This is a genomic window from Streptomyces sp. Go-475 (genome assembly GCF_003330845.1).
In the GTDB taxonomy this organism is placed as follows: Bacteria; Actinomycetota; Actinomycetes; order Streptomycetales; family Streptomycetaceae; genus Streptomyces.
This window is the reverse complement of the sequence record NZ_CP026121.1, coordinates 3,854,677-3,877,409: the sequence shown is the minus strand read 5'-3', so window position 1 is coordinate 3,877,409 and position 22,733 is coordinate 3,854,677. Positions and strand designations below refer to the sequence as shown.

22 protein-coding genes and 1 riboswitch are annotated in these 22,733 nt (G+C 71.1%); of the genes, 12 read left to right on the top strand and 10 right to left on the bottom strand.

Going from position 1 to position 22,733, the window contains the following annotated elements; genetic code table 11:
• Positions 1 to 2: 2 nt before the first annotated feature.
• Positions 3 to 1,436 carry a M1 family metallopeptidase gene (locus C1703_RS17730; RefSeq protein ID WP_232840762.1) on the top strand — a complete coding sequence of 478 codons (1,434 nt, stop codon included), beginning with the start codon at positions 3 to 5 and terminating at the stop codon, positions 1,434 to 1,436.
• Between the two features lie 5 nt (positions 1,437 to 1,441).
• Here C1703_RS17730 and C1703_RS17725 read toward each other — a convergent pair whose 3' ends face one another.
• Positions 1,442 to 1,954 (bottom strand): GNAT family N-acetyltransferase, encoded by a 513-nt coding sequence (locus tag C1703_RS17725; RefSeq protein ID WP_114253796.1) that lies wholly within the window; start codon positions 1,952 to 1,954, stop codon positions 1,442 to 1,444.
• A 205-nt stretch (positions 1,955 to 2,159) separates the two neighbouring features.
• Positions 2,160 to 2,735, bottom strand: coding sequence for a TerD family protein (locus tag C1703_RS17720; protein WP_010035999.1), 576 nt, complete (start codon positions 2,733 to 2,735; stop codon positions 2,160 to 2,162).
• A 158-nt stretch (positions 2,736 to 2,893) separates the two neighbouring features.
• Between C1703_RS17720 and arfB the strand changes: the two genes are divergently transcribed.
• Together arfB and C1703_RS17710 are read left to right on the top strand one after the other, a co-directional pair.
• Complete coding sequence (gene arfB, locus C1703_RS17715; RefSeq protein ID WP_114253795.1) at positions 2,894 to 3,331, top strand: alternative ribosome rescue aminoacyl-tRNA hydrolase ArfB; 438 nt, start codon at positions 2,894 to 2,896, stop codon at positions 3,329 to 3,331.
• A 22-nt stretch (positions 3,332 to 3,353) separates the two neighbouring features.
• Positions 3,354 to 4,264 (top strand): IS5 family transposase gene (locus C1703_RS17710; protein ID WP_198678204.1). Its coding sequence is split into 2 segments (ribosomal slippage): positions 3,354 to 3,702 and positions 3,702 to 4,264, totalling 912 coding nucleotides; the frame shifts between segments, so codons are not numbered across the junction.
• 161 nt (positions 4,265 to 4,425) lie between these two features.
• Here the strand turns inward: C1703_RS17710 and C1703_RS17705 are convergent.
• The gene (locus tag C1703_RS17705; protein ID WP_114253793.1) at positions 4,426 to 4,896 is read right to left on the bottom strand and encodes a GNAT family N-acetyltransferase; all 471 of its coding nucleotides are present in this window, start codon (positions 4,894 to 4,896) and stop codon (positions 4,426 to 4,428) included.
• 45 nt (positions 4,897 to 4,941) lie between these two features.
• Entirely contained in the window at positions 4,942 to 5,526 is a 585-nt protein-coding gene (locus C1703_RS17700; RefSeq protein ID WP_114253792.1) for a flavin reductase family protein, read from the bottom strand.
• Positions 5,527 to 5,850: 324 nt separating this feature from the next.
• Here C1703_RS17700 and cdgB point away from each other — a divergent pair, with 324 nt between their 5' ends.
• Together cdgB and C1703_RS17690 are read left to right on the top strand one after the other, a co-directional pair.
• Entirely contained in the window at positions 5,851 to 7,509 is a 1,659-nt protein-coding gene (gene cdgB, locus C1703_RS17695; RefSeq protein WP_114253791.1) for a diguanylate cyclase CdgB, read from the top strand.
• A gap of 118 nt (positions 7,510 to 7,627) precedes the next feature.
• Positions 7,628 to 8,581 carry a carbohydrate-binding protein gene (locus tag C1703_RS17690; protein WP_114253790.1) on the top strand — a complete coding sequence of 318 codons (954 nt, stop codon included), beginning with the start codon at positions 7,628 to 7,630 and terminating at the stop codon, positions 8,579 to 8,581.
• A 12-nt stretch (positions 8,582 to 8,593) separates the two neighbouring features.
• On the opposite strand, the gene C1703_RS17685 is transcribed toward C1703_RS17690, so the two are convergent.
• The 3 genes from C1703_RS17685 to C1703_RS17675 all read right to left on the bottom strand — a co-directional run bounded on the left by C1703_RS17685 (position 8,594) and on the right by C1703_RS17675 (position 11,798).
• Positions 8,594 to 9,523: a 1-phosphofructokinase family hexose kinase gene (locus C1703_RS17685; RefSeq protein ID WP_114253789.1), complete on the bottom strand. Its 930-nt coding sequence runs from the start codon at positions 9,521 to 9,523 to the stop codon at positions 8,594 to 8,596.
• Positions 9,524 to 9,645: 122 nt separating this feature from the next.
• Positions 9,646 to 10,857 (bottom strand): N-acetylglucosamine-6-phosphate deacetylase, encoded by a 1,212-nt coding sequence (nagA, locus tag C1703_RS17680; protein ID WP_232840517.1) that lies wholly within the window; start codon positions 10,855 to 10,857, stop codon positions 9,646 to 9,648.
• Positions 10,857 to 11,798: an ROK family protein gene (locus C1703_RS17675; protein ID WP_114253788.1), complete on the bottom strand. Its 942-nt coding sequence runs from the start codon at positions 11,796 to 11,798 to the stop codon at positions 10,857 to 10,859. The genes nagA and C1703_RS17675 overlap by 1 nt, the downstream gene beginning before the upstream one ends.
• Positions 11,799 to 11,930: 132 nt before the next feature.
• On the opposite strand from C1703_RS17675, the gene C1703_RS17670 reads away from it, so the two are divergent.
• Positions 11,931 to 13,184: an extracellular solute-binding protein gene (locus C1703_RS17670; protein ID WP_114257474.1), complete on the top strand. Its 1,254-nt coding sequence runs from the start codon at positions 11,931 to 11,933 to the stop codon at positions 13,182 to 13,184.
• Positions 13,185 to 13,219: 35 nt separating this feature from the next.
• Positions 13,220 to 13,465, top strand: a complete 246-nt coding sequence (locus C1703_RS17665; RefSeq protein ID WP_114253787.1) for a DUF3263 domain-containing protein — start codon at positions 13,220 to 13,222, stop codon at positions 13,463 to 13,465.
• Between the two features lie 16 nt (positions 13,466 to 13,481).
• On the opposite strand, the gene otsB is transcribed toward C1703_RS17665, so the two are convergent.
• From otsB to C1703_RS17650, 3 genes are all read right to left on the bottom strand, one after another.
• Positions 13,482 to 14,321 (bottom strand): trehalose-phosphatase, encoded by an 840-nt coding sequence (gene otsB, locus C1703_RS17660; RefSeq protein ID WP_114253786.1) that lies wholly within the window; start codon positions 14,319 to 14,321, stop codon positions 13,482 to 13,484.
• 6 nt (positions 14,322 to 14,327) lie between these two features.
• Positions 14,328 to 15,716 carry a trehalose-6-phosphate synthase gene (locus C1703_RS17655; protein WP_114253785.1) on the bottom strand — a complete coding sequence of 463 codons (1,389 nt, stop codon included), beginning with the start codon at positions 15,714 to 15,716 and terminating at the stop codon, positions 14,328 to 14,330.
• Positions 15,717 to 15,789: 73 nt separating this feature from the next.
• Positions 15,790 to 16,734 carry a glucosyl-3-phosphoglycerate synthase gene (locus C1703_RS17650; protein ID WP_114253784.1) on the bottom strand — a complete coding sequence of 315 codons (945 nt, stop codon included), beginning with the start codon at positions 16,732 to 16,734 and terminating at the stop codon, positions 15,790 to 15,792.
• 155 nt (positions 16,735 to 16,889) lie between these two features.
• A riboswitch (SAM riboswitch) is annotated at positions 16,890 to 17,045 on the top strand.
• Positions 17,046 to 17,063: 18 nt separating this feature from the next.
• On the opposite strand from C1703_RS17650, the gene thrC reads away from it, so the two are divergent.
• The 5 genes from thrC (at position 17,064) to C1703_RS17625 (ending at position 22,709) form a co-directional block, all read left to right on the top strand.
• Entirely contained in the window at positions 17,064 to 18,350 is a 1,287-nt protein-coding gene (gene thrC / locus C1703_RS17645; RefSeq protein WP_114253783.1) for a threonine synthase, read from the top strand.
• 116 nt (positions 18,351 to 18,466) lie between these two features.
• The gene (locus C1703_RS17640; RefSeq protein ID WP_010035955.1) at positions 18,467 to 18,742 is read left to right on the top strand and encodes a ubiquitin-like small modifier protein 1; all 276 of its coding nucleotides are present in this window, start codon (positions 18,467 to 18,469) and stop codon (positions 18,740 to 18,742) included.
• A gap of 447 nt (positions 18,743 to 19,189) precedes the next feature.
• Complete coding sequence (locus C1703_RS17635; protein ID WP_003986833.1) at positions 19,190 to 19,393, top strand: cold-shock protein; 204 nt, start codon at positions 19,190 to 19,192, stop codon at positions 19,391 to 19,393.
• Positions 19,394 to 19,781: 388 nt separating this feature from the next.
• Positions 19,782 to 21,404: a chaperonin GroEL gene (gene groL / locus C1703_RS17630; protein ID WP_037759437.1), complete on the top strand. Its 1,623-nt coding sequence runs from the start codon at positions 19,782 to 19,784 to the stop codon at positions 21,402 to 21,404.
• 183 nt (positions 21,405 to 21,587) lie between these two features.
• Entirely contained in the window at positions 21,588 to 22,709 is a 1,122-nt protein-coding gene (locus C1703_RS17625) for an NADH:flavin oxidoreductase (protein WP_114253782.1), read from the top strand.
• Positions 22,710 to 22,733 lie beyond the last annotated feature (24 nt).

Sequence of the window (22,733 nt, the reverse complement as noted above, 5' to 3'; positions counted from 1 at the left end):
TGATGGTGTCACGCGACCGTAGGATCGCGACCGTGGCCCGATCTGTACGTCTTGTCCCCGCCCTGCTCGCCTCCGTGCTCACCCTCGCCGGGTGCGGCGGCGGAGTGCACGGCACACCGGGCGGCTCCGGCGTACGCGACCCGTACTTCCCGAAGGCGGGCAACGGCGGCTACGACGTCGCCCACTACGGCCTGCGCCTCTCCTACGACCCGGACGCGCACCACCTCACCGGCACGGCCACCCTCACCGCACGGGCCACCCAGGACCTCTCCGCCTTCAACCTCGACCTCGAGGGCCTGGAGGTCGAGCGGGTCACCGTCGGCGGTGAGACCGCCCGCTGGAACCGCGCCGGGCAGGAGCTGACCGTCCGGCCGCACACCGACATCGACCGGGACGACACGTTCCGCGTGACCGTCCGCTACTCCGGCGCGCCCGAGACGCTCACCGACCCGGACGGCTCCCGGGAAGGCTGGCTGCGCACCTCGGACGGGGTGCTCGCGCTCGGCGAGCCGACGGGGTCGATGACGTGGTTCCCCGGCAACCACCACCCGTCCGACAAGGCGGCGTACGACCTCACGGTGACGGTGCCGCAGGGGCTGCGGGCGGTCTCCAACGGGGAGCTGCGGAGCGAGCGGACCGTGCGGGGCCGTACGACGTACGTGTGGCACACCGGTGAGCCGATGGCGAGCTACCTCGCCACCCTCGCGATCGGCCGTTTCGACATCAGCCGTACCAGCACGCGCGACGGTCTGCCCGTGTACACCGCCGTCGACCCGGCCGAGGCCGGGGCGAGCCGGCCGGTGCTCGGGCGGATCCCCGAGGTGCTCCGCTGGGCGGAGCGGCGGTTCGGCCCGTACCCCTTCTCCTCCACCGGCGCGATCGTCGACCGGGCGGCCGACCTCGGCTACGCCCTGGAGACCCAGACCCGGCCGGTCTTCCCCGGCGCCCCCGACCTCACGCTCCTCGTCCACGAACTGGCCCACCAGTGGTACGGCGACTCCGTGACGCCGAAGAGCTGGCGGGACATGTGGCTCAACGAGGGCTTCGCGACCTACGCGGAGTGGCTGTGGGAGGAGGACCACGGCGGGAAGAGCGCGCAGGAGACCTTCGACGCGCTGTACTCCGGCGGCCACTTCGACACCGAGGAGGCCGGGGAGTCCGTCTGGGCGTTCCCGCCGGCGGACCCGCCCAGCGCCGCGCGGATCTCCGACGCGCCGGTGTACCGGCGGGGCGCGATGGTGCTGCAGAAGGTCCGGCAGACCGTCGGGGACGAGGAGTTCTGGCGGATCCTGAAGGGCTGGGCGGCCAGGTACCGGCACGGCAACGCCGACACGGCCGACTTCACGGCGTACGTCGAGGAGCAGGCCCCGGGGAAGGACTTCGACGGGATCTGGGAGGACTGGCTGTACGGGGAGGGGAAGCCGGAGCGGCCCTGAGGGCACTACGGCGTGGTCAGCTCCTTGCGCAGCACCGCGCAGGGGCGGTCCAGCCGGCGGTCCCGGCGGTGGTCGATGGTCTCGTAGCCGAGGGCGGTCCAGAAGGCGAGCGCCTTCGGGTTGTTCTCCAGGACGGCGAGGCGTACGGCCGTCCGGCCGGCCTGGCGGAAGCGGTCCTCCACGAGGGTGGCCAGGCGGCGGCCGTGGCCCTGGCCCTGAAGGCTCGCGTCCACCATCAGCAGGCCGATCCAGGGATCCGGGTCGGCCGGGTCGGGGTGGTGGGCGAGGGTGACGGCGATACCGATGAGCCGGCCGAAACTGCGGGCGAGCAGGATCTCGGCGTCCGGATGTTCCCGCTCCTCCGCCAGGGCGGCCGCGACCTGCTCGGGGCGGATGTCCTTCGGGTCGGGGAAGTCGCCGCTGAGGGTGTGGAACTCGTGGTGGGAGGCGTAGAGGGCGGTCAGCTCCGCGAGGAGGGAGTCGCTCAGCGGGGCCGGGGGCAGGGGGTCGAGGATCATCGTCCGTGGGGCTTCCGTGCGGTGTGGCCGGTGTGCGGCCGGTGCGTGGCCGGTGTGACCGGTGGTCGTCTGTGGCTTGTCGCGCCCACGCGGCGGAGCCGCGTGCCGATACGGCCCCGCGCCCCTCGGGGCATGCGTCCGAGGACGTCGGAGCCCCCGGCCCGTTACCGGCGCCGGGGGCTCCACCCGTGGACGGAGGTGTCCGTCAGACGTTCACGCCGAAGTCCTGGGCGATGCCGACCAGGCCCGAGGCGTAGCCCTGGCCGACCGCGCGGAACTTCCACTCGGCGCCGTTGCGGTACAGCTCGCCGAAGACCATGGCCGTCTCCGTCGCCGCGTCCTCGGAGAGGTCGTAGCGGGCGATCTCGGCGCCGCCGGCCTGGTTGACGATGCGGATGTAGGCGTTGCGGACCTGGCCGAAGTTCTGCGAGCGGTTCTCCGCGTCGTAGATCGAGACCGGGAAGACGATCTTGTCGATGTCGGCCGGAAGCGCGGCCAGGTTGACGTTGATCGCCTCGTCGTCGCCGGCGCCCTCACCCGTGCGGTTGTCACCGGTGTGGACGATGGAGTTGTCCGGGGTCTGCTTGTTGTTGAAGAAGACGAAGTGGGCGTCCGAGTAGACCTTGCCCTGCGTGTTGACCGCGATCGCGGACGCGTCGAGGTCGAAGTCCGTGCCGGTGGTGGTGCGGACGTCCCAGCCGAGGCCCACGGTGACGGCGGTCAGGCCCGGAGCCTCCTTGGTGAGCGAGACGTTGCCACCCTTGGACAGGCTTACAGCCATTGTTGGGAGTCCCTTCCCTCGTTTATGCGGCAAAGAAGCTGCGGCACCGAAGCTACAGCTACCCCCATGAACGTGGAGAGGGGTACGCGAGGTTCCTGGTCCTTTACTTTCTTTACCCTCGGATATTCGGGTGACGTGGACCGGACAGGGGCGGGAACATGGACGGCATGTCCGGTCCCCATGTCATCCGCGGCTCCGTCTCCCTGCCCGAGGCCGAGCTCATGTGGCGTTTCTCGCGGTCGTCGGGGCCGGGCGGGCAGCACGTCAACACCAGCGACTCCAAGGTCGAGCTGAGCTTCGACCTGGCCCGGACCGAGGCGCTGCCGGCCGTGTGGAAGCAGCGGGCGCTGGAGCGGCTGGCCGGGCGCCTGGTCGACGGCGTCGTCACCGTCCGCTCCTCGGAGCACCGCTCCCAGTGGCGCAACCGCGAGGCCGCCGCCGTACGACTCGCCGCGCTCCTCGCCGAGGCCACCGCGCCCCCGCCCAAGCCCCGCAGGCCGACCCGCGTCCCACGCGGCATCAACGAACGCCGGCTGCGGGAGAAGAAGCAGCGCTCCGAGACCAAGCGGGGCCGCAACGCCCAGAACTGGGGCTAGGCACTGTCTGATAATTGATCTTGTGGTGGGTCGAGGTGAGTTGACGGATGCGGCATGGGAGCGGATAGCGCCCCTGCTGCCTGGTGTTGACGGTCGTGGTCGTCCGTGGCGGGATCACCGGCAGGTGATCAACGGGGTGTTGTGGCGGTTGCGGACCGGTGCTCCGTGGCGTGACCTGCCGGAACGCTACGGGCCGTGGCAGACGGTCTATGAACGGTTCGCCCGCTGGGAGGCGGACGGAACCTGGGCTCGCCTGCTCGAACAGGTCCATGTCCGCGACGACTCCGTCGGAGCCGTGGAGTGGACCGTGTCTGTCGACTCCACGATCAGCCGGGCCCATCAGCACGCCGCCGGAGCCCGCAAAAAGGGGCGGCGGCGGGGGACGAACTGGAAGATCCGGCACGCCCGTCGGCTGGCCAGGCGCTGGGCCGGTCCCGCGGCGGGCTGACCACCAAGCTCCACCTCGCCTGCGACGGCCGGGGCCTGCCCCTGGCTGTCGTCATCACGCCCGGCAACGTCAACGACTCCACCGTCTTCGACATGGTCATGGACGAGCTGAGGGTGCCCCGGACCGGCGCCGGGCGCCCCCGCCTCAGGCCCGATGCGGTCGTCGCGGACAAGGCGTACTCGTCCCGGGCGATCCGCCAGTCCCTGCGACGCAGAGGCATCCGGGCAGTGATCCCGGAGCGGGCGGACCAGAAGGCCAACCGCCTGCGGCGAGGGAAGGCCGGCGGCAGACCGCCGGCCTTCGACCGCGAGCTTTACAAGGCCCGCAACGTGATCGAACGCTGCTTCAACCGCCTCAAGCAGTTCCGCGCGATCGCCACCCGCTTCGACAAACTCGCCACCCGCTACAAGGCCGGAGTCCACCTCGCCGCACTCATCCTCTGGCTCCGCGAACCCAACCAAGATCCTTTGTCAGACAGGCCCTAGGGCCCTTCTGATGGATCTCCGCGGCGTCGCGACGCCCGGCACGCCCGCTCGCCGCACGGGGCGAAGGGCCAGGTGGCTCCGCCACACGACCCTCCGCCCCGCACGCCGATCGCACGCACCGAACGCCGCTCCTTCTCCCACGGAGATCCGTCAGAAGGTCCCTAGGCCAGCTCCAGAACCCCCACCGTCTGGCCTCCGCTGCTCTCGCCGTTCGGGTGGAAGCCGAGGCCCAGGTAGAAGCCCTCGGGGCCGTTCGGTCCCGGGTGCCACGTGACATAGAACTTCTGGGTGCCGCGCCGACGCAGCTCGGCGGCGACGGACTCGACGGCGAAGCGGCCGTACCCCTTGCCCTGCTCCCCGGCCGCGATGTTCAGCCGCCACAGGCCCGAGCGGCGGACACTGCCGTCCTCGTACCAGTCGATGTCGAGGAAGGCCATCAGGAAACCGACCGGGCGGTCCCCGTCGACGATCAGGCGGGGCCAGGCGACCCCGGGATGCGCATACGCCTCGGCGAGCGACTTCACGACCGGGGCGACCGCGTGCTCCTGGTCGGGGCGGACGGCGATGCCGAGGGCGGCGTCGAGGTTCGCGGGGGTGATCTCTTCGAGGCGCGGGCCGCCGGTCGTCGTCATGCGCGCACCCTAGGTGCGCGGTCCACCGCCCGGCGAACGGTTTCTTCAGGCCAAGTGGCGGTACCGGCCCCGGAAGTACGTCAGCGGGCCGCCCTCCGCGCTCGGCACGCGGGCGGTCAGGACGCGGCCGATCACCAGGGTGTGGTCGCCCGACGGCACGCGCTGCTCGGTGCGGCACTCCAGGACGGCCAGGGCACCGCCCACCAGGGGCGCGCCGGTGTACTCGCCGCGGGTGTACGGGATGTCGGCGAACAGCAGCCGGTCGCTGACGCGGCCCTTCATGGCGAAACGGCCGGCGATGTGCCGCTGGCTCTCGGAGAGGACCGAGACCGCCCACAGCTCCTGCTCCTCCAGCAGCTCGTCCATGCGGGAGCCGTCGCGCAGGCTCACCAGCACCAGGGGCGGGTCGAGGGACACCGACATGAAGGCCGTGGCTGTCATGCCCACGTCCTCGCTGGCCGGCGCGCCGGGGTCGTCCGGGTCGAGCGGCGCCTCCTGGGCGGTCACCAGGACCACGCCCGAGGCCAGCCGGGACATGGCGGCGCGGAACTCGTCGTTGCTCACCCCCTCAGCATGCCCGGAGGCGGGCTTCGGAATGATCGGCGACGTGGCGGCGGGAGTGTTCGGCACACCGGAAACGCTAATCTCCGTCCGGCACGCCCCGCATCGGGCTCCCGCCCGATCACGGTCCTAGGACTCCCGGCGGACACCCGGGAGGTATTCGTGCGCAACCTGACAAAGTTTGCGTTCGGTAGACGCACGTGAAGAACGCAGAAACTCCACTCAATTGTTCAGGTTTGCCTGTGACTTGAGTCACAAGGGGCAGGAATTGTTGACCCTGTGTACCGAGTGGGCAGCGCGCTGTGATTCAGTGGCTGGGAAGCTGCCAGGACGTACGCCGATGAGAACCCTTGATTCTTGATTCGCTGCGAGGTACTCGGGGGGAGGGCGAGCATGGAGACCGAGTCGGAGCCCTACGTCCGTCTTGCGTCCCTGCGACAACTGCACCAGGTCATGGCCGACATGAACACGGCCCGCAGCCTGGCGGACACACTGCAGACCGTCGCGGAGGGCGTCGTCGCCGCCCTCGGGTACGAGCTGGCGTGCGTGAACCTCGTCCGGCCGGACGGCGACCTCGTCGTCGCCGCCTTCGCCGGGAACCCGGCGGCCGAGGCCCTCATCACCGGCCGCGTCGGCTCCCGCGACTCCTGGGAGCGCCGCCTCGGCATGGGCGAGCACTGGGGCGACCTGGTGTTCATACCGCACACCGAGGGCTGGGTCCTCGACGACGACGACGTCCCGCAGTGGTACACCGACGGCCCCGCCCCCCGCTTCGAGGACGAGTGGCACCCGGCCGACCGCCTCTTCGCCCCCATGTACGCGCCCGCCCCGAAGGGCAGCGGTACGTGCGGCGAGCTGATCGGCGTGCTCTCCGTGGACCGGCCGCGCAACGGCCGCCGGCCCGGCGCCTGGGGCCGCGAGGCGCTCCAGATGTACGCCTTCCAGGCCGCCATCGCCATCAGCAACGCGCGTCTACGTGCCAACATGCAGCGCGCCCTGGTCCGGCTGGAGCGCGAGCAACAGGCCCTGCGGGCCAGCGAGGAAAGCTTCAGGCAGGCCTTCGAGTACGCGCCCTCCGGCATGGCCATCGCCGAGATGGGCGGCGACCAGCACGGCCGGATCCTGCGCACCAACGACGCCCTGTGCCGGCTGCTCGGCCGCCCCGCCTCCGCGATGCGCCGCTACTCGTTCTCCGACCTGGTCCACCCCGAGGACATAGGCACGCTGCTGCGGACCTCCGCCGAGGGCGGCCGCGCCGAGCTGCGCCTGGGCCGCCGGGACGGCACGTACGTCTGGGTCAGCCTGCGCAACAGCGTCGTCGCGGACGCCGCCGACGGGCCGCGCTTCCTGCTCACCCACGTCGAGGACATCGAGGAGCGCAAGCGCCGCGAGCTGCAGCTCGCCCACCGCGCCTCGCACGACTCGCTCACCGGCCTGCCGAACTCCGCGGAGCTGCGCTCCCGCCTCTCCGCGCGCCTGTGCCAGCGCGCGACCCCGCACGCCGCCGTCGCCGAGTCCCACGACGCCGCCTACGGCCACCCGGCCTTCGACGTGGTCGGGCCCGGCTTCGACTACCGGCAGAGCGCCGAGCCCTACGACGCCTACGACCACCACGTGCACACCGTCGCCCCGGACGGCGACCACGACGACGGCACCAAGGGCCTCGCCGTGCTCTTCTGCGACCTCGACGGCTTCAAGTCGATCAACGACCGGTTCGGGCACAACGCCGGTGACGCGGTGCTCATCGAGGTCGCCCGGCGGCTGAGCAACGGCGTCCGCGACGGCGACACGGTCGCCCGGCTCGGGGGTGACGAATTCGTCATCCTGGCCGACGGGCTCGGCCGCGCCGACGCGCAGGACCTCGCGGTCCGCCTCCGCAACGAGATCATCCAGCCCATCCGCGCCGAGGGGCGGGCCGTCCGGGTGGGCGCCAGCTTCGGCATCGGATGGGCACACTGTGGAATGACGGCGGACGAAGTGTTGAAATCCGCTGACGAGCGGATGTACGTCGAGAAACGATCTCGTCCCAAACAACACAGACGCGCGGGGTGAACCCCAGGTCAGCGAGTTGATGCGGTCTGAGTCACCCGTTTGGGTCACTGGGAGCGGGTAGGCTCGCTCTCTCACGACCCGTACCGCATGCACCGCACCTGACTGAGGAGACCAAGGGATGACGCCCGGCAACAACGGCGCGAGCACGCCCGAGGACGACGACCCGTTCGGCTATCTCTACGCCGACGGGCAGGCCAACGGAGCCCAGCCGCCGTCCGGTGGCTACGGCTACCCGAACTCGGTCAACCGGGTGCGAGCGGTCGGCACGCGCCAGTACGGCCAGCAGCCGCAGAACGCGCAGCCGGCGCCGTACGGGCAGGTCCCACAGCAGCAGGGCGCCTACGGCCGGCCGAACGCGCACTACGCGGCGCCGGAGACGCTGCCGGGCGGTGCCCCCACGGCCCAGACGCAGATGCATTCCGGCGGCGGTGGCGGCCGGGGCGGTCGCGGCCCGAACACCAAGGGCCTGCTGATCGGCGCGATCGCGGTGGTCGCCGCGGTCGTCATCGGCATCGGCGTGGCCATGCTGGGCGGCGACAAGGACAAGAGCGAGGCGGGCGACGAGACCGGCACGACGCCGACGCAGTCGCAGGAGTCGAAGCCGAGTCCTTCGAGCAGCGATGACGCCGAGAGCCAGGTCGACCTGCCGAAGATCGACGCCAAGGCGCTGCGTCTCGGCGGCGGCGCGTCGCTCGCCCAGGACGTGAAGGGCGCCCAGTCCGACGGCGGCATCTACGTGGGCAACCTCAACCAGGTCGGCTCCTCGGTCACCTGGACCGTCAACGGCATCCCCAAGGACGGGCCCTACACGGTCTTCGCCCGCTACAGCGCGGTGGACGAGGACCAGGAGATGACGCTCACCGTCAACGGCAAGCCGTTCGGCACCAAGCTGAACATGGGCAACTTCACGCACACGTCGGACGGCGACTTCGCCAAGGGCTGGACGAAGACCTACGCCTGGCCGACCCTCAACAAGGGCACGAACACGATCACCGTCTCCTGCCAGGACGGCGACAAGTGCAACGTCCTGCTGGACCAGCTGTGGCTGAAGGCGGGCCAGGTCAAGGACTGAGCCGGCCCGGACCTACGCCGCGCTGACCTCCTGCGAGACCGACACCCTCCCCAGCAGTTCCTCGTACAGTCCCCGGTCGAACTCCCCGGCCACCGGTGCTGCCACTGTCGCCGCGGACAGCGCTGTCGCGCGGGTCAGGCGGTCCGGCCAGGGGAGGTGGTCCGCCAGGCCCGACAGCAGGCCCGCGACCGCGGAGTCGCCCGCGCCCGTCGGGTTGCCTCGGACGGAGGCCGGTGGGGTGGCTCGCCAGCGGCCCTCTCGGGTGGCGGCGAGGAGGCCCGCGGAGCCCAGGGACGCGACGACCGCGCCGGCGCCGCGGCGGCGGGCGTCCTGGGTCGCGCGCAGGGGCTCGTGGGAGCCCGTCAGTTCCGCCAGTTCGTCCGCGTTCGGCTTGATGATGTCCGGCCGGGCCGCGACGCCCCGGCGCAGGGGTTCGCCGCTGGTGTCGAGGAGGACCGGGATTCCCGCGGCGCGGGCCGTGCGGACCAGGCCCGCGTACGCGCCCACCGGCACGCCCGGCGGCAGGCTGCCGCACAGGGCCACGGCGGAGGCGCCGTGGAGCAGGTCCGCGTAGGCCTCCTGGAAGGCCGACCATTCGCGGGGCGTGATCGTCGGGCCCGGTTCGTTCAGCTGCGTCGTGTCGCCGGTCCGTTCGTCCACCACCGCGATCGTGCGGCGGGTCGCGCCCGCGACCGGGACCAGCGCGTCCGCCACGCCCGGGACCGCCGCGAGCTTCTCCCGCACGACCCGGCCCGTCGCCCCGCCCGTGAAACCCGTCACCGTCACCTCGTGGCCGAGCGCCGCGAGGACCCGGGCCACGTTGAGGCCCTTGCCGCCCGGGCGTTCCGTCACCTCGGAGACGCGGTGGGAGGCGTGCGGCGTGAGGGACCGCACGCGGTAGGTGATGTCGAGAGCGGTGTTCAGCGTGACCGTGAGGATCACCTGGGCCGACCTCCCCCGAGAATGCGCTTGCCGCCGTGGACTTCCGAAAGCCCGATCATGCCAAAGAGACGGCGGTCGGCCCAGTCCTGGAGTCGGCCACCGTCTCTCGACTGCGGGATGGATCAGCCCAGTTGGGGACCGACCACCCATTCGCCCCGGCGCATCACGCCCTTCAGCTCGAAATCGGCGTCCAGCAGGACCAGGTCGGCGTCCTTGCCGGGTTCCAGGGAGCCGATCCGGTCGGACATGCCCAGCAGGCGGGCGGGGGTCGCCGAGAGTGCCTGCACCGCGTCCTCGACGGACAGGCCGTCGACCGTGACCGCCCGCTGGAAGGCGCGGTCCAGGGTGAGGGTCGAGCCGGCGATCGTGCCGTCCGACGCCAGCCGGGCCACGCCGTCGGCGACCTCCACCTCCAGCGGGCCGAGCCAGTAGCGTCCGTCGCCGAAGCCGGCCGCGTCCATCGCGTCCGTGATGAACGCCACCCGGCGGGCGCCCGCCCGGTGGAACGCCAGCTGGAGCGCGGCGGGGTGGAGGTGCGTGCCGTCGTTGATCAGCTCGACCGTGACCCGGTCGTCCTCCAGGAGGGCCGCGATCGGGCCGGGGGAGCGGTGGCCGAGCGGCGGCATCGCGTTGAAGAGGTGCGTGGCGACCGTGGCGCCCGCGTCGATGGCCTCGACCGTCTGCTCGTACGTCGCGTCCGTGTGGCCGATCGCCGCGATCACGCCGTGTTCGGCCAGCAGGCGTACGGAGTCGAGGCCGCCGGGCCGTTCGGTGGCCAGCGTGACCATCGCCGCCCTGCCCCGGGCCGCGTCGATCAGCTTGCGGACCTCCGCCGGGTCGGGGTCGCGCAGCAGGTCCTCGGAGTGGGCGCCCTTGCGGCAGGGGGAGATGAACGGGCCCTCGAAGTGGATGCCGGCGATCTCGCCCTGCTCGGCGAGTTCGCTGAGCAGCCCCGCGCGCCGGGCGAGGAAGTCCATGTCGCCGGTGACGGTGGAGGCGACCAGGGTGGTCGTGCCGTGCAGGCGATGGGTGTGGATGCCCTTGAGGATGTCGTCGACCGACCCGGAGGTGAAGGAGGCTCCGCCGCCGCCGTGGTTGTGGAGGTCTACGAAGCCGGGGATCAGCCAGTGCCCTGTTACGTCGATGAAGTGGGCGTTCTGCGGGGCGGCGGCGGTGATGCGGGTTCCGTCGACGGCCAACCGGCCGTTTTCGACGGCTCCTGTGGGGAGGACCACGGTCGCGCCGGTCAGGACCGTGGGGTGGCCGGCCGTGGCGGGGTGCGGGTTGTCGGTGGCTGGTCGCGCAGTTCCCCGCGCCCCTGGGTGGGCTGCCATCAGGGCGTTACCTCCATACGGTCGGTCGATACCAGAAGATCCCAGGCCAGCAGGCCCGCCCCCAGGCAGCCGGCACCGTCTCCCAGCGCCGCGGGGACGAGTGACGGCTGTTTCTGGAAGGTGATGCGGTGGGCGATCGCTTCCCGCAGGGGTGTGAAGAGGGTCTCCCCTGCCTCCGCCAGGCCGCCGCCGATGATCAGCGCGCGGGGGTCCAGCAGAGTGAGGGCCGTGACCAGGCCGTCGGCCAGGGCGTCGACCGCGTCCTGCCAGACCGCGCGGGCCTTCGGGTCGCCGGAGTCCACCGCCTTCGCGCAGTCCGCCGCGTCCGCGCCCGGGGTGCCCGAAGCCGTCGCCCAGGCCTCGCTCACGGCCGCCGCCGAGGCGAAGCGCTCCAGGCAGCCGCGCTGGCCGCAGGGGCAGGGGGCGCCGCCGGGGCGTACGACGATGTGGCCGATCTCGCCCGCGAAGCCGTGCGCGCCCGCCTCGACCCGGCCGTCGACGCCGATGGCGCCCGCGATGCCGGTGCCCAGCGCGACGAACAGGAAGCGGTCGGCGCCCCGGCCCGCGCCCACCCGGCCCTCGGCGAGGCCGCCGGTGCGCACGTCGTGGCCGAGGGCGACCGGGACGCCCAGCCGCTCCGCCAGCAGCTCGCGCAGCGGGACGTCGCGCCAGCCGAGGTTGGCCGCGTAGGCGGCGATGCCGAGCGCCTCGTCGACGATGCCGGGGACGGCCACGCCGGCGGCGGACGCGGGCGTGCCGAAGTGCTCGGCGCCGTAGGCGTGCAGCTCGGCGGCGAAGTCGAGGATGCCCGCGACCACGGCGTCCGGGCCCTGCTCGCGTCCGGTGGCCCGGCGGGCCCGGTGCAGGACCTCGCCCTCCGGGCCGGCCAGGGCGGCCTTCATTCCGGTGCCGCCCACGTCGAGGGCGATGACATGTCTCACGCGAACAGTGTGACCCGGGGACCCGCAAGAGGTCTAGTCCACTTACGTGGTGTAGACCTTGTTCCGCATATCGAAAAGTTTCAGAGGCGGCGACGCCAGGGTTGGGGAAGAACAGCGGTGCAGCGGCGGCGGATGGCAGGAACGATCGCGGTGGTGTCCGCACTGGGCATGACGGCGGTCCTCGGCGGCTGCGGAGTCACGGGCGGCTCCGCCGACGTGACCCTGAAGCTGGTCGCCGCCGACTACGGCGACAGTGCGGCCAACAGCTCGAAGAAGTACTGGGACAAGCTCGTCGAGGAGTACGAGGCCGACCACCCCGACGTGCAGATCGACGTCAGCGTCTACTCGTGGAACGACGTCGACCGCAAGGTCAGGGAGATGGTCGCCGCCGGTGACCCGCCGGACATGGCGCAGATCGGCGCGTACGCCGACTACGCGGCGCAGAACCAGCTCTACAAGGCCGACGACCTGCTCTCCATACCCGTGCAGGCCGACTTCGTCGGGCAGCTGGCCTCCGCCGGCCAGGTCAAGGGCGTGCAGTACGGCATGCCGTTCGCCTCCTCCACGCGCGTGCTCTTCTACAACAAGACCCTCTTCGACAAGGCGGGCATCACCCCGCCCAAGACCTGGGACGACCTGGCCGACGACGCCGAGGCGCTCAAGGCCGAGGGCGTGAGGTACCCCTACGCGCTGCCCCTCGGCCCGGAGGAGGCGCAGGCCGAGACCATGCAGTGGATGCTCAGCGGCGGGGGCGGCTACACCGACAGCGTCGACAGCTACGGCATCGACTCCCCGGAGAACATCGACACCTTCTCCTGGCTGAAGAACGAACTCGTCGGCAAGGACCTGACCGGGCCGGTCGCGCCGGGCGAGCTCAACCGGGCCGACGCGTTCGCCGCCTTCGCCAAGGGCGAGGTCGGCATGCTCAACGGCCACCCCTCGCTGATGAAGATCGCCGCCAAGAAGGGCGTCCAGTACGGCATGGTGCCGATGCCGGGCAAGGAGGGCACGAGCAGGTCCACGCTCGGTGTCGCCGACTGGATGACGGCCTTCCGGAAGAACGGCCACCGCGACCAGATCGGCGACTTCCTCGACTTCGTCTACAGCGAGAAGAACGTGCTGGCCTTCTCCCGCGAGTACGACCTGCTGCCGGTCACCTCCTCCGCGTCCGCGACCATGACCGCCTCCGACCGGGACCGGCACCTGCGGCCGTTCCTGGAGGAGCTGCTCACCTCCGAGCTGTACCCGGTCGGCAAGACCTCCTGGGCCGATGTCAGCGCCCAGGTCAAGCAGCAGATCGGCAAGGCGGTCGCCCCCGGCGGCAGCCCCTCGGGCGTCCTGGGCCACCTCCAGGCGGCGGCGGTCCGGGCGGAGAGCGCCGAGTAGTCCCGCTGTCGGTGGCAGGCGTTACGGTGCCGGGCATGGACGAGGACACGGGTGAGCAGGGGCTCGGGCGCAGGGAGCGGGACATCCTCGCGCTCGAACGCCGGGGCTTCACCGGCCCCGGCGCGAAGGAACGGGCCATACGGGAGGAGCTGGGGCTCGCCCCCGTGCGCTACTACCAGCTCCTCAACGCCCTGCTGGACGACCCCCGGGCCCTGTCCCACGACCCGGTGACGGTGAACCGGCTGCGGCGGATACGGGAGCGGCGCCGGGCGGAACGCTGACCCGGGGGAACGGCGTTCAGCCGATCCGGTCCGCCAGCTCCCGCAGCAGTCGTACGACACCCTCCGGGCCGTCCACCACCAGGTCCGCCCGTTCCCGCAGCTCGGTCACCTCGTCGCTGCCGCTGCACACCAGCAGGCCCGGGGTGCCCTCCGAGCGGAGGGTGTCCACGGCGGCGTAGGCGGGCAGGTCACCGAGGTCGTCGCCGGCGTAGAGGACGGAACCGGCTCCGATCTCCCGGGCGAATCCGGTCAGGGCGACGCCCTTGTCGATGCCGGGCGGGCGGAGTTCGAGGACCATGCGGCCGGGCTCGACGATCAGGCCGTGCCGGGCCGCCAGGTCGGTGAGCGGTGCGCGCAGCGCCTCGAAGGCGGCCTGCGGGTCGGCGGCCCGCCGGGTGTGCACGGCCACCGCCCGGCCCTTGTCCTCCACCCAGGTCCCCGGCCCCGCGCCGCTCCCGTCGAGCAGCCCGGGCAGCTCGGCGCGGACGGCCTCGACGCCGGGGTGCGCCTCGGGCGCGGTGACCTCGCCGGTGCGGGCGTCCCACCGCTCGGCGCCGTAGTGCCCGAGGACGACCAGGTGCTCAAGACCCGGTGCGTCGGAGAAGCCGCCGTTGCGTACGGCGACCTCGGCCGGCCGGCCGGTGATCACCGCGATGGCGGCGACCTTCGGGGCCAGCGCCACCAGCGCGCCCAGCGCCTCCGGATGGGCCCGGGCCAGCTCCGGATCGGCGACGATCGGCGCGAGCGTCCCGTCGAAGTCCAGTGCGACCAGCGCCTTGCCGGGATCGGCGAGCAGGGCGGCGAGCCCGTCCTGCCCGGCCTTCGTGACAGGCGTCGGCAACGCGTTCGCGCTCATCGCCGCTCAGCCCCTCAGCGCGTCGAGCTGGTCCACGAACCACTGCGCCGGCGGCAGCGCCGTGGCCGCCGCCGCCAGCCGCTTGCTCCGCTCGGCGCGCTCCTCCGGGCCCATCGACAGGGCCTCGTGCAGGGCCGCCGCCGTGCCCGTGACGTCGTAGGGGTTGACCGTGATCGCGTCCTCGCCCAGCTCCTCGTACGCCCCGGCCTCCCGGGACAGCACCAGCGCGCAGCCCGCGTCGGAGACGACCGGGACCTCCTTGGCGACCAGGTTCATGCCGTCCCGGACGGGGTTGACGAGCGCCACGTCGGCCAGGCGGTACGCGGCCAGGGAGCGGGCGAAGTCGTCCTTGAGGTGCAGGACGACCGGGGTCCAGCCCGGCGTGCCGTACTGCTCGTTGATCTCGTCCGCCAGCCGCCGCACCTCGGCCATGTACTCCCGGTACACCGCGAGGTCCTGCCGCGAGGGATACGCGAAGGCCACGTGCACCACGCGCTCGCGCCACTCGCCGTGCGCCTCCAGGAGCCGGCGGTAGGCCAGCAGCCCGCGCACGATGTTCTTCGACAGCTCCGTGCGGTCGACCCGGACGATCGTGCGGCGGCCCTCGCCGATCTCCTCGCGCAGCGCGGCCATCCGCTCCTCGACGTCCTGCTCGTGGGACCGCTTCCGCAGGAAGTCCGCGTCGGCCCCCAGCCCGTGCACGCCGATCCGCGTGCCGCCGAGCCCCCCGGCGAACCGCTCGGCGCACGCGGTGAACGCGTCCGCCCAGCGCTGCGTGAGGAAGCCCAGCCGGTCCGCGCCGAGCATGCCGCGCAGCACCTGCCCGGCCACGTCGTCCGGCAGCATCCGGAAGTACTCGGGCGGCGCCCACGGCGTGTGCGAGAAGTGGCCGATCCTCAGGTCCGGGCGCAGCTCGCGGAGCATGCCCGGCACCAGCGTCAGGTGGTAGTCCTGCACCACGACCGCCGCGCCCTGCGCCGCCTCCTCGGCCAGCGCCTTTGCGAACGCCCGGTTGTACGTCTCGTAGGACGCCCACTGGCGCCGGAACTCCGCGTCGAAGACCGGCTCCAGCGGCGTCTGGTACAGCATGTGGTGCACGAACCACAGCACCGAGTTGGCGATGCCGTTGTACGCGTCGGCGTGCACGTCGGCCGGGATGTCCAGCATCCGCACGCCGTCCTCGCCGATCCCGCGCCGGACCGCCTCCCGGTCGCCGTCGGACAGCGCCGAGCACACCCACAGCGCGTCCGCGTCCGAGCCGATCGCGGACAGCCCCGAGACCAGCCCGCCACCGCCCCGCTTGGCGTCCAGCGAACCGTCCTCACCGACCGTGTAGGAGACCGGGCCCCGGTTGGAGGCCACCAGTACCCGCGCAGAACCGTACGTCGAACCCATAGGCCTCAACCTAGCCCGGCCGGTAAACGCTCAAACGTACGGACCTGCCGCGCCCGGCCGAAACCGGCCCCGGTCAGGCCGCCTTCCGCTGCTGGTACTCGGCGATCTCCACCATCGGCGGACGCTCCTCGGTGTCCACCGAGTACGTGCGCGGCTCGAAGCCGTCGCCGCTCCGCTCGAACTGCGTCAGGGACGGCCGGATCAGATGCCCCCGGGCCAGCCGCAGCTGGGCCGTGCGGTAGATCGCGGCGGCCATCCGGCCCAGCGCCTGCCCGTCCTGGTGCCGGTGCTTGCGCACCCCGACGTCCACCTGGGCGAGGGCGTCCAGGCCCACCAGGTGCAGGGCGTCGACCAGCATGCCCAGCTCGACGCCGTACCCGACGGGGAACGGCAGCTGCTCCAGCAGCGAGCGGCGGGCGGCGTACTCCCCGCCGAGCGGCTGCACGAAGCCGGCCAGCTGCGGCCAGTGCATGTTGAGCAGCGGGCGCGCCATGAGTTCCGTGACCCGGCCGCCCTGTCCGGCCGCGCCGCCCAGCGGACGGTCGTACATGCCCTTGACCAGGTCGACGTCCGGCTCGGTGAGCAGCGGGCCCACGATCCCGGAGACGAAGTCGGACGAGAAGTCCCTCAGGTCCGCGTCGACGAAGCAGACGATGTCCCCGCGCGTGACGAGCAGCGAGCGCCACAGCACCTCGCCCTTGCCGGGCACGGCGGGCAGCCGGGGCAGGATGGCGTCCCGGTGCACCACCGTCGCGCCCGCGGCGGCGGCCACCTCCGACGTGCGGTCGGTGGACCCCGAGTCGACGACGACCAGCTCGTCGACGAGCGGGACCTGCCGCATCAGGTCGTGGCGGATGACGGAGGCGATGTCGCCGACCGTCTCCTCCTCGTTGAGCGCGGGCAGTACGACGCTGACCGTCTGGCCCGTGCGCTGCTTGGCGGCCAGGATCCGGTGGAGCGGACGCTCGGTCGCGGACCAGGAACGGGTGCTCAGCCAGCTCTCGACTTCTTCCAGCACCGTGGCGGCTCCTTAGCGTTCTCTCGGCGGGACGGATTGTGAGCCATCTCGCGGTTCGGACGACTATCTCAAGGGTCCTGGTCGTCGGTTACAGTCTTGAACAACGCGGATGACCATCGCATGTCCGGGGTCAACCGTTGTTTACAACCACATACAGCTCATCCAGAGGGGCAGAGGGATACGGCCCGATGAAGCCCCGGCAACCCTCCAGTCGGTACTCGTAGGTCACTGGCGACCACAGCGCGAGGCTCCCGGCTAGGGAAGGTGCCAAATCCGTCTCACGGCGAGATGCGTCGTGAGGAAGATGAGGAGAAAGGGCCTCGCCTCACATGGCTGTGCAGACTGTTGCAAGCACCACGAACTCCACGGTAGACCTCGGCCCGGCCGCCGCCCTGAGCTGCCGCGAGTGCGGTCACCGCGTCCCCCTCGGCCCGGTCTTCGCCTGCGAGGAGTGTTTCGGCCCGCTGGAGATCGCTTACGACTTCTCCGCGTACGACGCCGAGGAGCTCCGCAAGAAGATCGAGGCGGGTCCCGCGAACATCTGGCGTTACGCGCCGCTGCTGCCCGTCCCGGCCGACGTGGCGGACAAGCCGAACCTCAACCCGGGCTGGACCAAGCTGATCAAGGCCGACAACCTCGCCCGCGAGCTGGGTGTCGACGCCGGCAAGCTCTTCGTCAAGGACGACTCCGGCAACCCGACGCACTCCTTCAAGGACCGCGTCGTCGCCCAGGCCCTGGAGGCCGCCCGCGCCTTCGGCTTCACCACCCTCTCCTGCTCCTCCACCGGCAACCTGGCCGGCGCGGTGGGCGCCGCCGCGGCCCGCGCCGGTTTCCGCTCCTGCGTGTTCATCCCGCACGACCTGGAGCAGGGCAAGGTCGTCATGGCCGCGGTCTACGGCGGCGAGCTCGTCGGCATCGAGGGCAACTACGACGACGTGAACCGCTTCTGCTCCGAGCTGATCGGCGACCCGGCGGGCGAGGGCTGGGGCTTCGTCAACGTCAACCTGCGGCCGTACTACGCCGAGGGCTCCAAGACCCTGGCGTACGAGATCTGCGAGCAGCTCGGCTGGCGGCTGCCCGACCAGATCGTGGTGCCGATCGCCTCCGGCTCCCAGCTCACGAAGATCGACAAGGGCCTCCAGGAGCTGATCAAGCTCGGGCTGGTCGAGGACAAGCCGTACAAGATCTTCGGCGCGCAGGCCGAGGGGTGCTCGCCGGTGTCGACGGCGTTCAAGGCCGGGCACGACGTGGTGCGGCCGCAGAAGCCGGACACGATCGCCAAGTCGCTGGCGATCGGGAATCCGGCGGACGGGCCGTACGTGCTGGACATCGCGCGGCGGACGGGCGGTGTGGTGGAGGACGTGAACGACGAGCAGGTCGTCGACGCGATCAAGGTCCTTGCGCGGACCGAGGGTGTCTTCGCGGAGACCGCGGGTGGGGTGACCGTGGGGGTCACGCGCAAGTTGATCGAGAACGGGGTGCTGGATCCGTCGAAGACGACCGTGGTGCTCAACACCGGGGATGGTCTGAAGACGCTGGACGCGGTGGCGGGCACGGGGCTGACCGCGACCATTCGCCCGAACCTGGATTCGTTCCGTGAGGCCGGGCTCGTCTGATCGTTGTCGGCTGCGGGCCGGTGGGGGCTGGTCGCGCCCACGCGGCGGAGCCGCATATCGACACAGCCCCGCGCCCCCAAAGACAGGTGCGTCACCCAACCGGAGGTTTTGAAGTCATGAGCGTCACCGTTCGTATCCCCACCATCCTGCGTACCTACACCGGCGGGCAGGCCGAGGTCGCCGCCGAGGGCGCGACCCTGGGCGAGGTCATCGCCGACCTGGAGAAGAACCACACCGGGATCGCCGCCCGCGTGCTGGACGACCAGGGCAAGCTGCGGCGGTTCGTCAACGTGTACGTGAACGACGACGACGTGCGGTTCGAGCAGGGGCTGGAGACGGCGACGCCGGACGGTGCCGGCGTGTCGATCATCCCGGCCGTCGCCGGCGGCTGAACCGGTCGACCGGCCCGATTGTTACTTGCGGTAACGGTCGTCACCGAGAGTTCATCGAATTGCCCCCTCCGTGAGAGAAGCGGAGGGGGCAATTCAGTGTGGTTGAGCGGGGTACAGTTGGGGAACGCGCTGCCGATCCCCTGATCGGAAACCCTGAATTCCTGCCGCACGCCCGACAAGATGTAGCCAAAGTGTGTGCGTCTTTCGCGGCTTTTGTTCCTTTTGTGTGGCCCGACTTGCCCTGAATTCAGGCGAATTCTCCCCACATTCCGGATGCTGCGCGTCCAGAATTCTCGTCCGATTGACCTGTTGCAGACGGCAGTTGGACAGATACATTCAGCCGCGGTCGACGCGTTCCGGCGCACGCCCCCAACCGTGGGGGGTGAGGTCTGACCCGGATCCGCGAAGTGTGGATCTGTGCAAGGGCCAGTAATAGGGGAGTTAGGCATGGCTCAGGGCACCGTCAAGTGGTTCAACGCGGAGAAGGGGTACGGCTTCATCGCGGTCGACGGTGGTGCGGATGTTTTCGTCCACTACAGCGCGATCCAGATGGACGGTTACCGCACCCTGGAAGAGGGCCAGCGGGTTGAGTTCGAGATCTCGCAGGGCCAGAAGGGTCCGCAGGCCGACATGGTTCGCGTCGCCGGCTGAACGCGTTCCACGACCAACCGCAAGCGACCGGTCTTCTCTGAAGGGCCCGTACCCCCCCGGGGTGCGGGCCCTTCGGCCTGTTCGAAGGCCCTTCGAGCGGCGTTCGCGGGCGGCTGACGCCCCCGCCCGAACCCGTCAGGCGCTTGCGCCCGCCCGTCACCCGACCACCACCCCTCAATGAGCACTCGCTTCGCGAGCGCGCCTTGCACTCTCGGGGGTCGAGTGCTAATCATTGCGTTAGCACTCTGAAGGTGAGAGTGACAACGTAAGGACCGGGTCGGTGAGGCCACGGGCCGGGTGGGGCAAGGAACCACCGGCCGGGGCCGTCCGTCGCGGGCGCGGGCGCGGTCCGAAGTAATCACCCCCAGTCCTGGAGGGACCACTTCACATGGCCAAGATCATCGCGTTCGACGAGGAGGCGCGGCGCGGCCTCGAGCGCGGCATGAACCAGCTCGCGGACGCCGTGAAGGTGACGCTCGGCCCCAAGGGCCGCAACGTCGTCCTCGAGAAGAAGTGGGGCGCGCCCACGATCACCAACGATGGTGTCTCCATCGCCAAGGAGATCGAGCTCGAGGACCCGTACGAGAAGATCGGCGCCGAGCTGGTCAAGGAAGTCGCCAAGAAGACGGACGACGTCGCCGGTGACGGTACGACCACGGCGACCGTGCTCGCCCAGGCCCTGGTGCGCGAGGGTCTGCGCAACGTAGCCGCCGGCGCCAACCCGATGGCCCTCAAGCGCGGTATCGAGAAGGCCGTCGAGGCCGTCTCCGCCGCCCTGCTGGAGCAGGCGAAGGACGTCGAGACCAAGGAGCAGATCGCCTCCACGGCCTCCATCTCCGCCGCCGACACCCAGATCGGCGAGCTCATCGCCGAGGCCATGGACAAGGTCGGCAAGGAAGGCGTCATCACCGTCGAGGAGTCCCAGACCTTCGGTCTGGAGCTGGAGCTCACCGAGGGTATGCGCTTCGACAAGGGCTACATCTCGGCGTACTTCGCCACCGACATGGAGCGTATGGAGGCCGTCCTCGACGACCCGTACATCCTGATCGCCAACTCGAAGATCAGCAACGTCAAGGACCTGCTGCCGCTCCTCGAGAAGGTCATGCAGTCCGGCAAGCCGCTGCTGATCATCGCCGAGGACGTCGAGGGCGAGGCCCTGTCGACCCTGGTCGTCAACAAGATCCGCGGCACCTTCAAGTCCGTCGCCGTCAAGGCCCCGGGCTTCGGCGACCGCCGCAAGGCGATGCTGCAGGACATCGGCATCCTCACCGGCGGCGAGGTGATCTCCGAGGAGGTCGGCCTCAAGCTGGAGAACGCCACGCTCGACCTGCTGGGCAAGGCCCGCAAGGTCGTCATCACCAAGGACGAGACCACCATCGTCGACGGTGCCGGCTCCGCCGACCAGGTCCAGGGTCGCGTGAACCAGATCCGCGCCGAGATCGAGAACAGCGACTCGGACTACGACCGCGAGAAGCTGCAGGAGCGCCTGGCGAAGCTCGCCGGCGGTGTCGCGGTCATCAAGGCCGGTGCCGCCACCGAGGTGGAGCTCAAGGAGCGCAAGCACCGCATCGAGGACGCCGTGCGCAACGCCAAGGCGGCCGTCGAGGAGGGCATCGTCGCCGGTGGTGGCGTGGCCCTGCTGCAGGCCTCCCAGGTCTTCGAGAAGCTGGAGCTCGACGGTGACGAGGCGACCGGCGCCAACGCCGTGAAGCTCGCGCTGGAGGCCCCGCTGAAGCAGATCGCCGTCAACGGTGGTCTCGAGGGCGGCGTCGTCGTGGAGAAGGTCCGCAACCTCCAGGTCGGCCACGGCCTGAACGCCGCGACCGGTGAGTACGTCGACATGATCGCCGAGGGCATCATCGACCCGGCGAAGGTGACCCGTTCCGCGCTGCAGAACGCCGCCTCCATCGCCGCGCTGTTCCTCACCACCGAGGCCGTCATCGCCGACAAGCCGGAGAAGGCCGCCGCGCCCGCCGGCGGCGGCATGCCGGGCGGTGACATGGACTTCTGATCGACTCCGGTCGATCACCGTCCTTCGGTACCGAGGGCGGCACTCCCTGTGCGACAGGGGGTGCCGCCCTCGGGCGTGTGCGGGATCACAGTGGGGGCGGGATGCCGTGGGCGGGCCGGGCTGTTGGAATAGGCACCCTATGCGTATGCACATACCGACCGGTACCTCCCGAGGAGTCCCCACGTGACCGACGTCGCCTCCCGCGCCGCCGACATCCTGTCCCGACCCGTGTCGCTGGGCGGCCTGACCGTTCCGAACCGGATCGCGATGGCGCCGATGACCCGCATGTTCTCCCCGGGCGGCGTCCCCGGTGAGGACGTCGTCTCGTACTACGCGCGCCGCGCCGCCGCCGGAGTCGGTCTGATCGTCACCGAGGGCACCTACGTCGGCCACGAGTCGGCCGGACAGAGCGACCGCGTGCCGCGGTTCCACGGCGAGGAGCAGCTCGCGGGCTGGGCGAAGGTCGCCGAGGCGGTGCACGCCGCGGGCGGCACGATCGTGCCGCAGCTGTGGCACATCGGCATGGTCCGCAAGCAGGGCGAGCCGCCCGTCGCCGACGCCCCGGCCGTCGGCCCGTCCGGTATCCGCACGGACGGCACCGAGGGCACCGGCAAGGCCATGACGCAGGCCGACATCGACGCCGTCATCGGCGCGTTCGCCGAGGCCGCCGCGGCCGCCGAGCGCATCGGCTTCGACGGCGTGGAACTCCACGGCGCCCACGGCTACCTGCTCGACCAGTTCCTCTGGGAGGGCACCAACCGCCGCACCGACGCCTACGGCGGCGACCCGGTCGCCCGCGCCAAGTTCTCGGCGGAGATCGTCGCGGCCGTCCGCGAGACCGTCTCGGCCGACTTCCCCGTCATCTTCCGCTACTCGCAGTGGAAGCAGGACGCCTACGACGCCCGCCTCGCCGAGACCCCCGAGGAGCTGGAGGCCATCCTGACCCCGCTGGCCGCCGCCGGCGTCGACGCCTTCCACGCCTCCACCCGCCGCTACTGGGTGCCCGAGTTCGATGACTCCGACCTCAACCTGGCCGGCTGGACCAAGAAGCTCACCGGCAAGCCCGCCATCACCGTCGGCTCGGTCGGCCTGAGCGGCGGCGACTTCCTCAAGTCCTTCCAGGGCCAGGGCGCCCAGGTCGGCGACCTCGACAACCTCCTGGACCGCTTCGAACGCGACGAGTTCGACATGGTCGCCGTCGGCCGCGCCCTGCTCCAGGACCCCGAGTGGGCCCGGAAGATCCTGGACGGCCGCTTCACGGACCTGGCGCCGTACGACCCGGCCGCGCTGAAGTCGCTCAGCTGATCCCTCGGCCGAGCCCGGAACGCG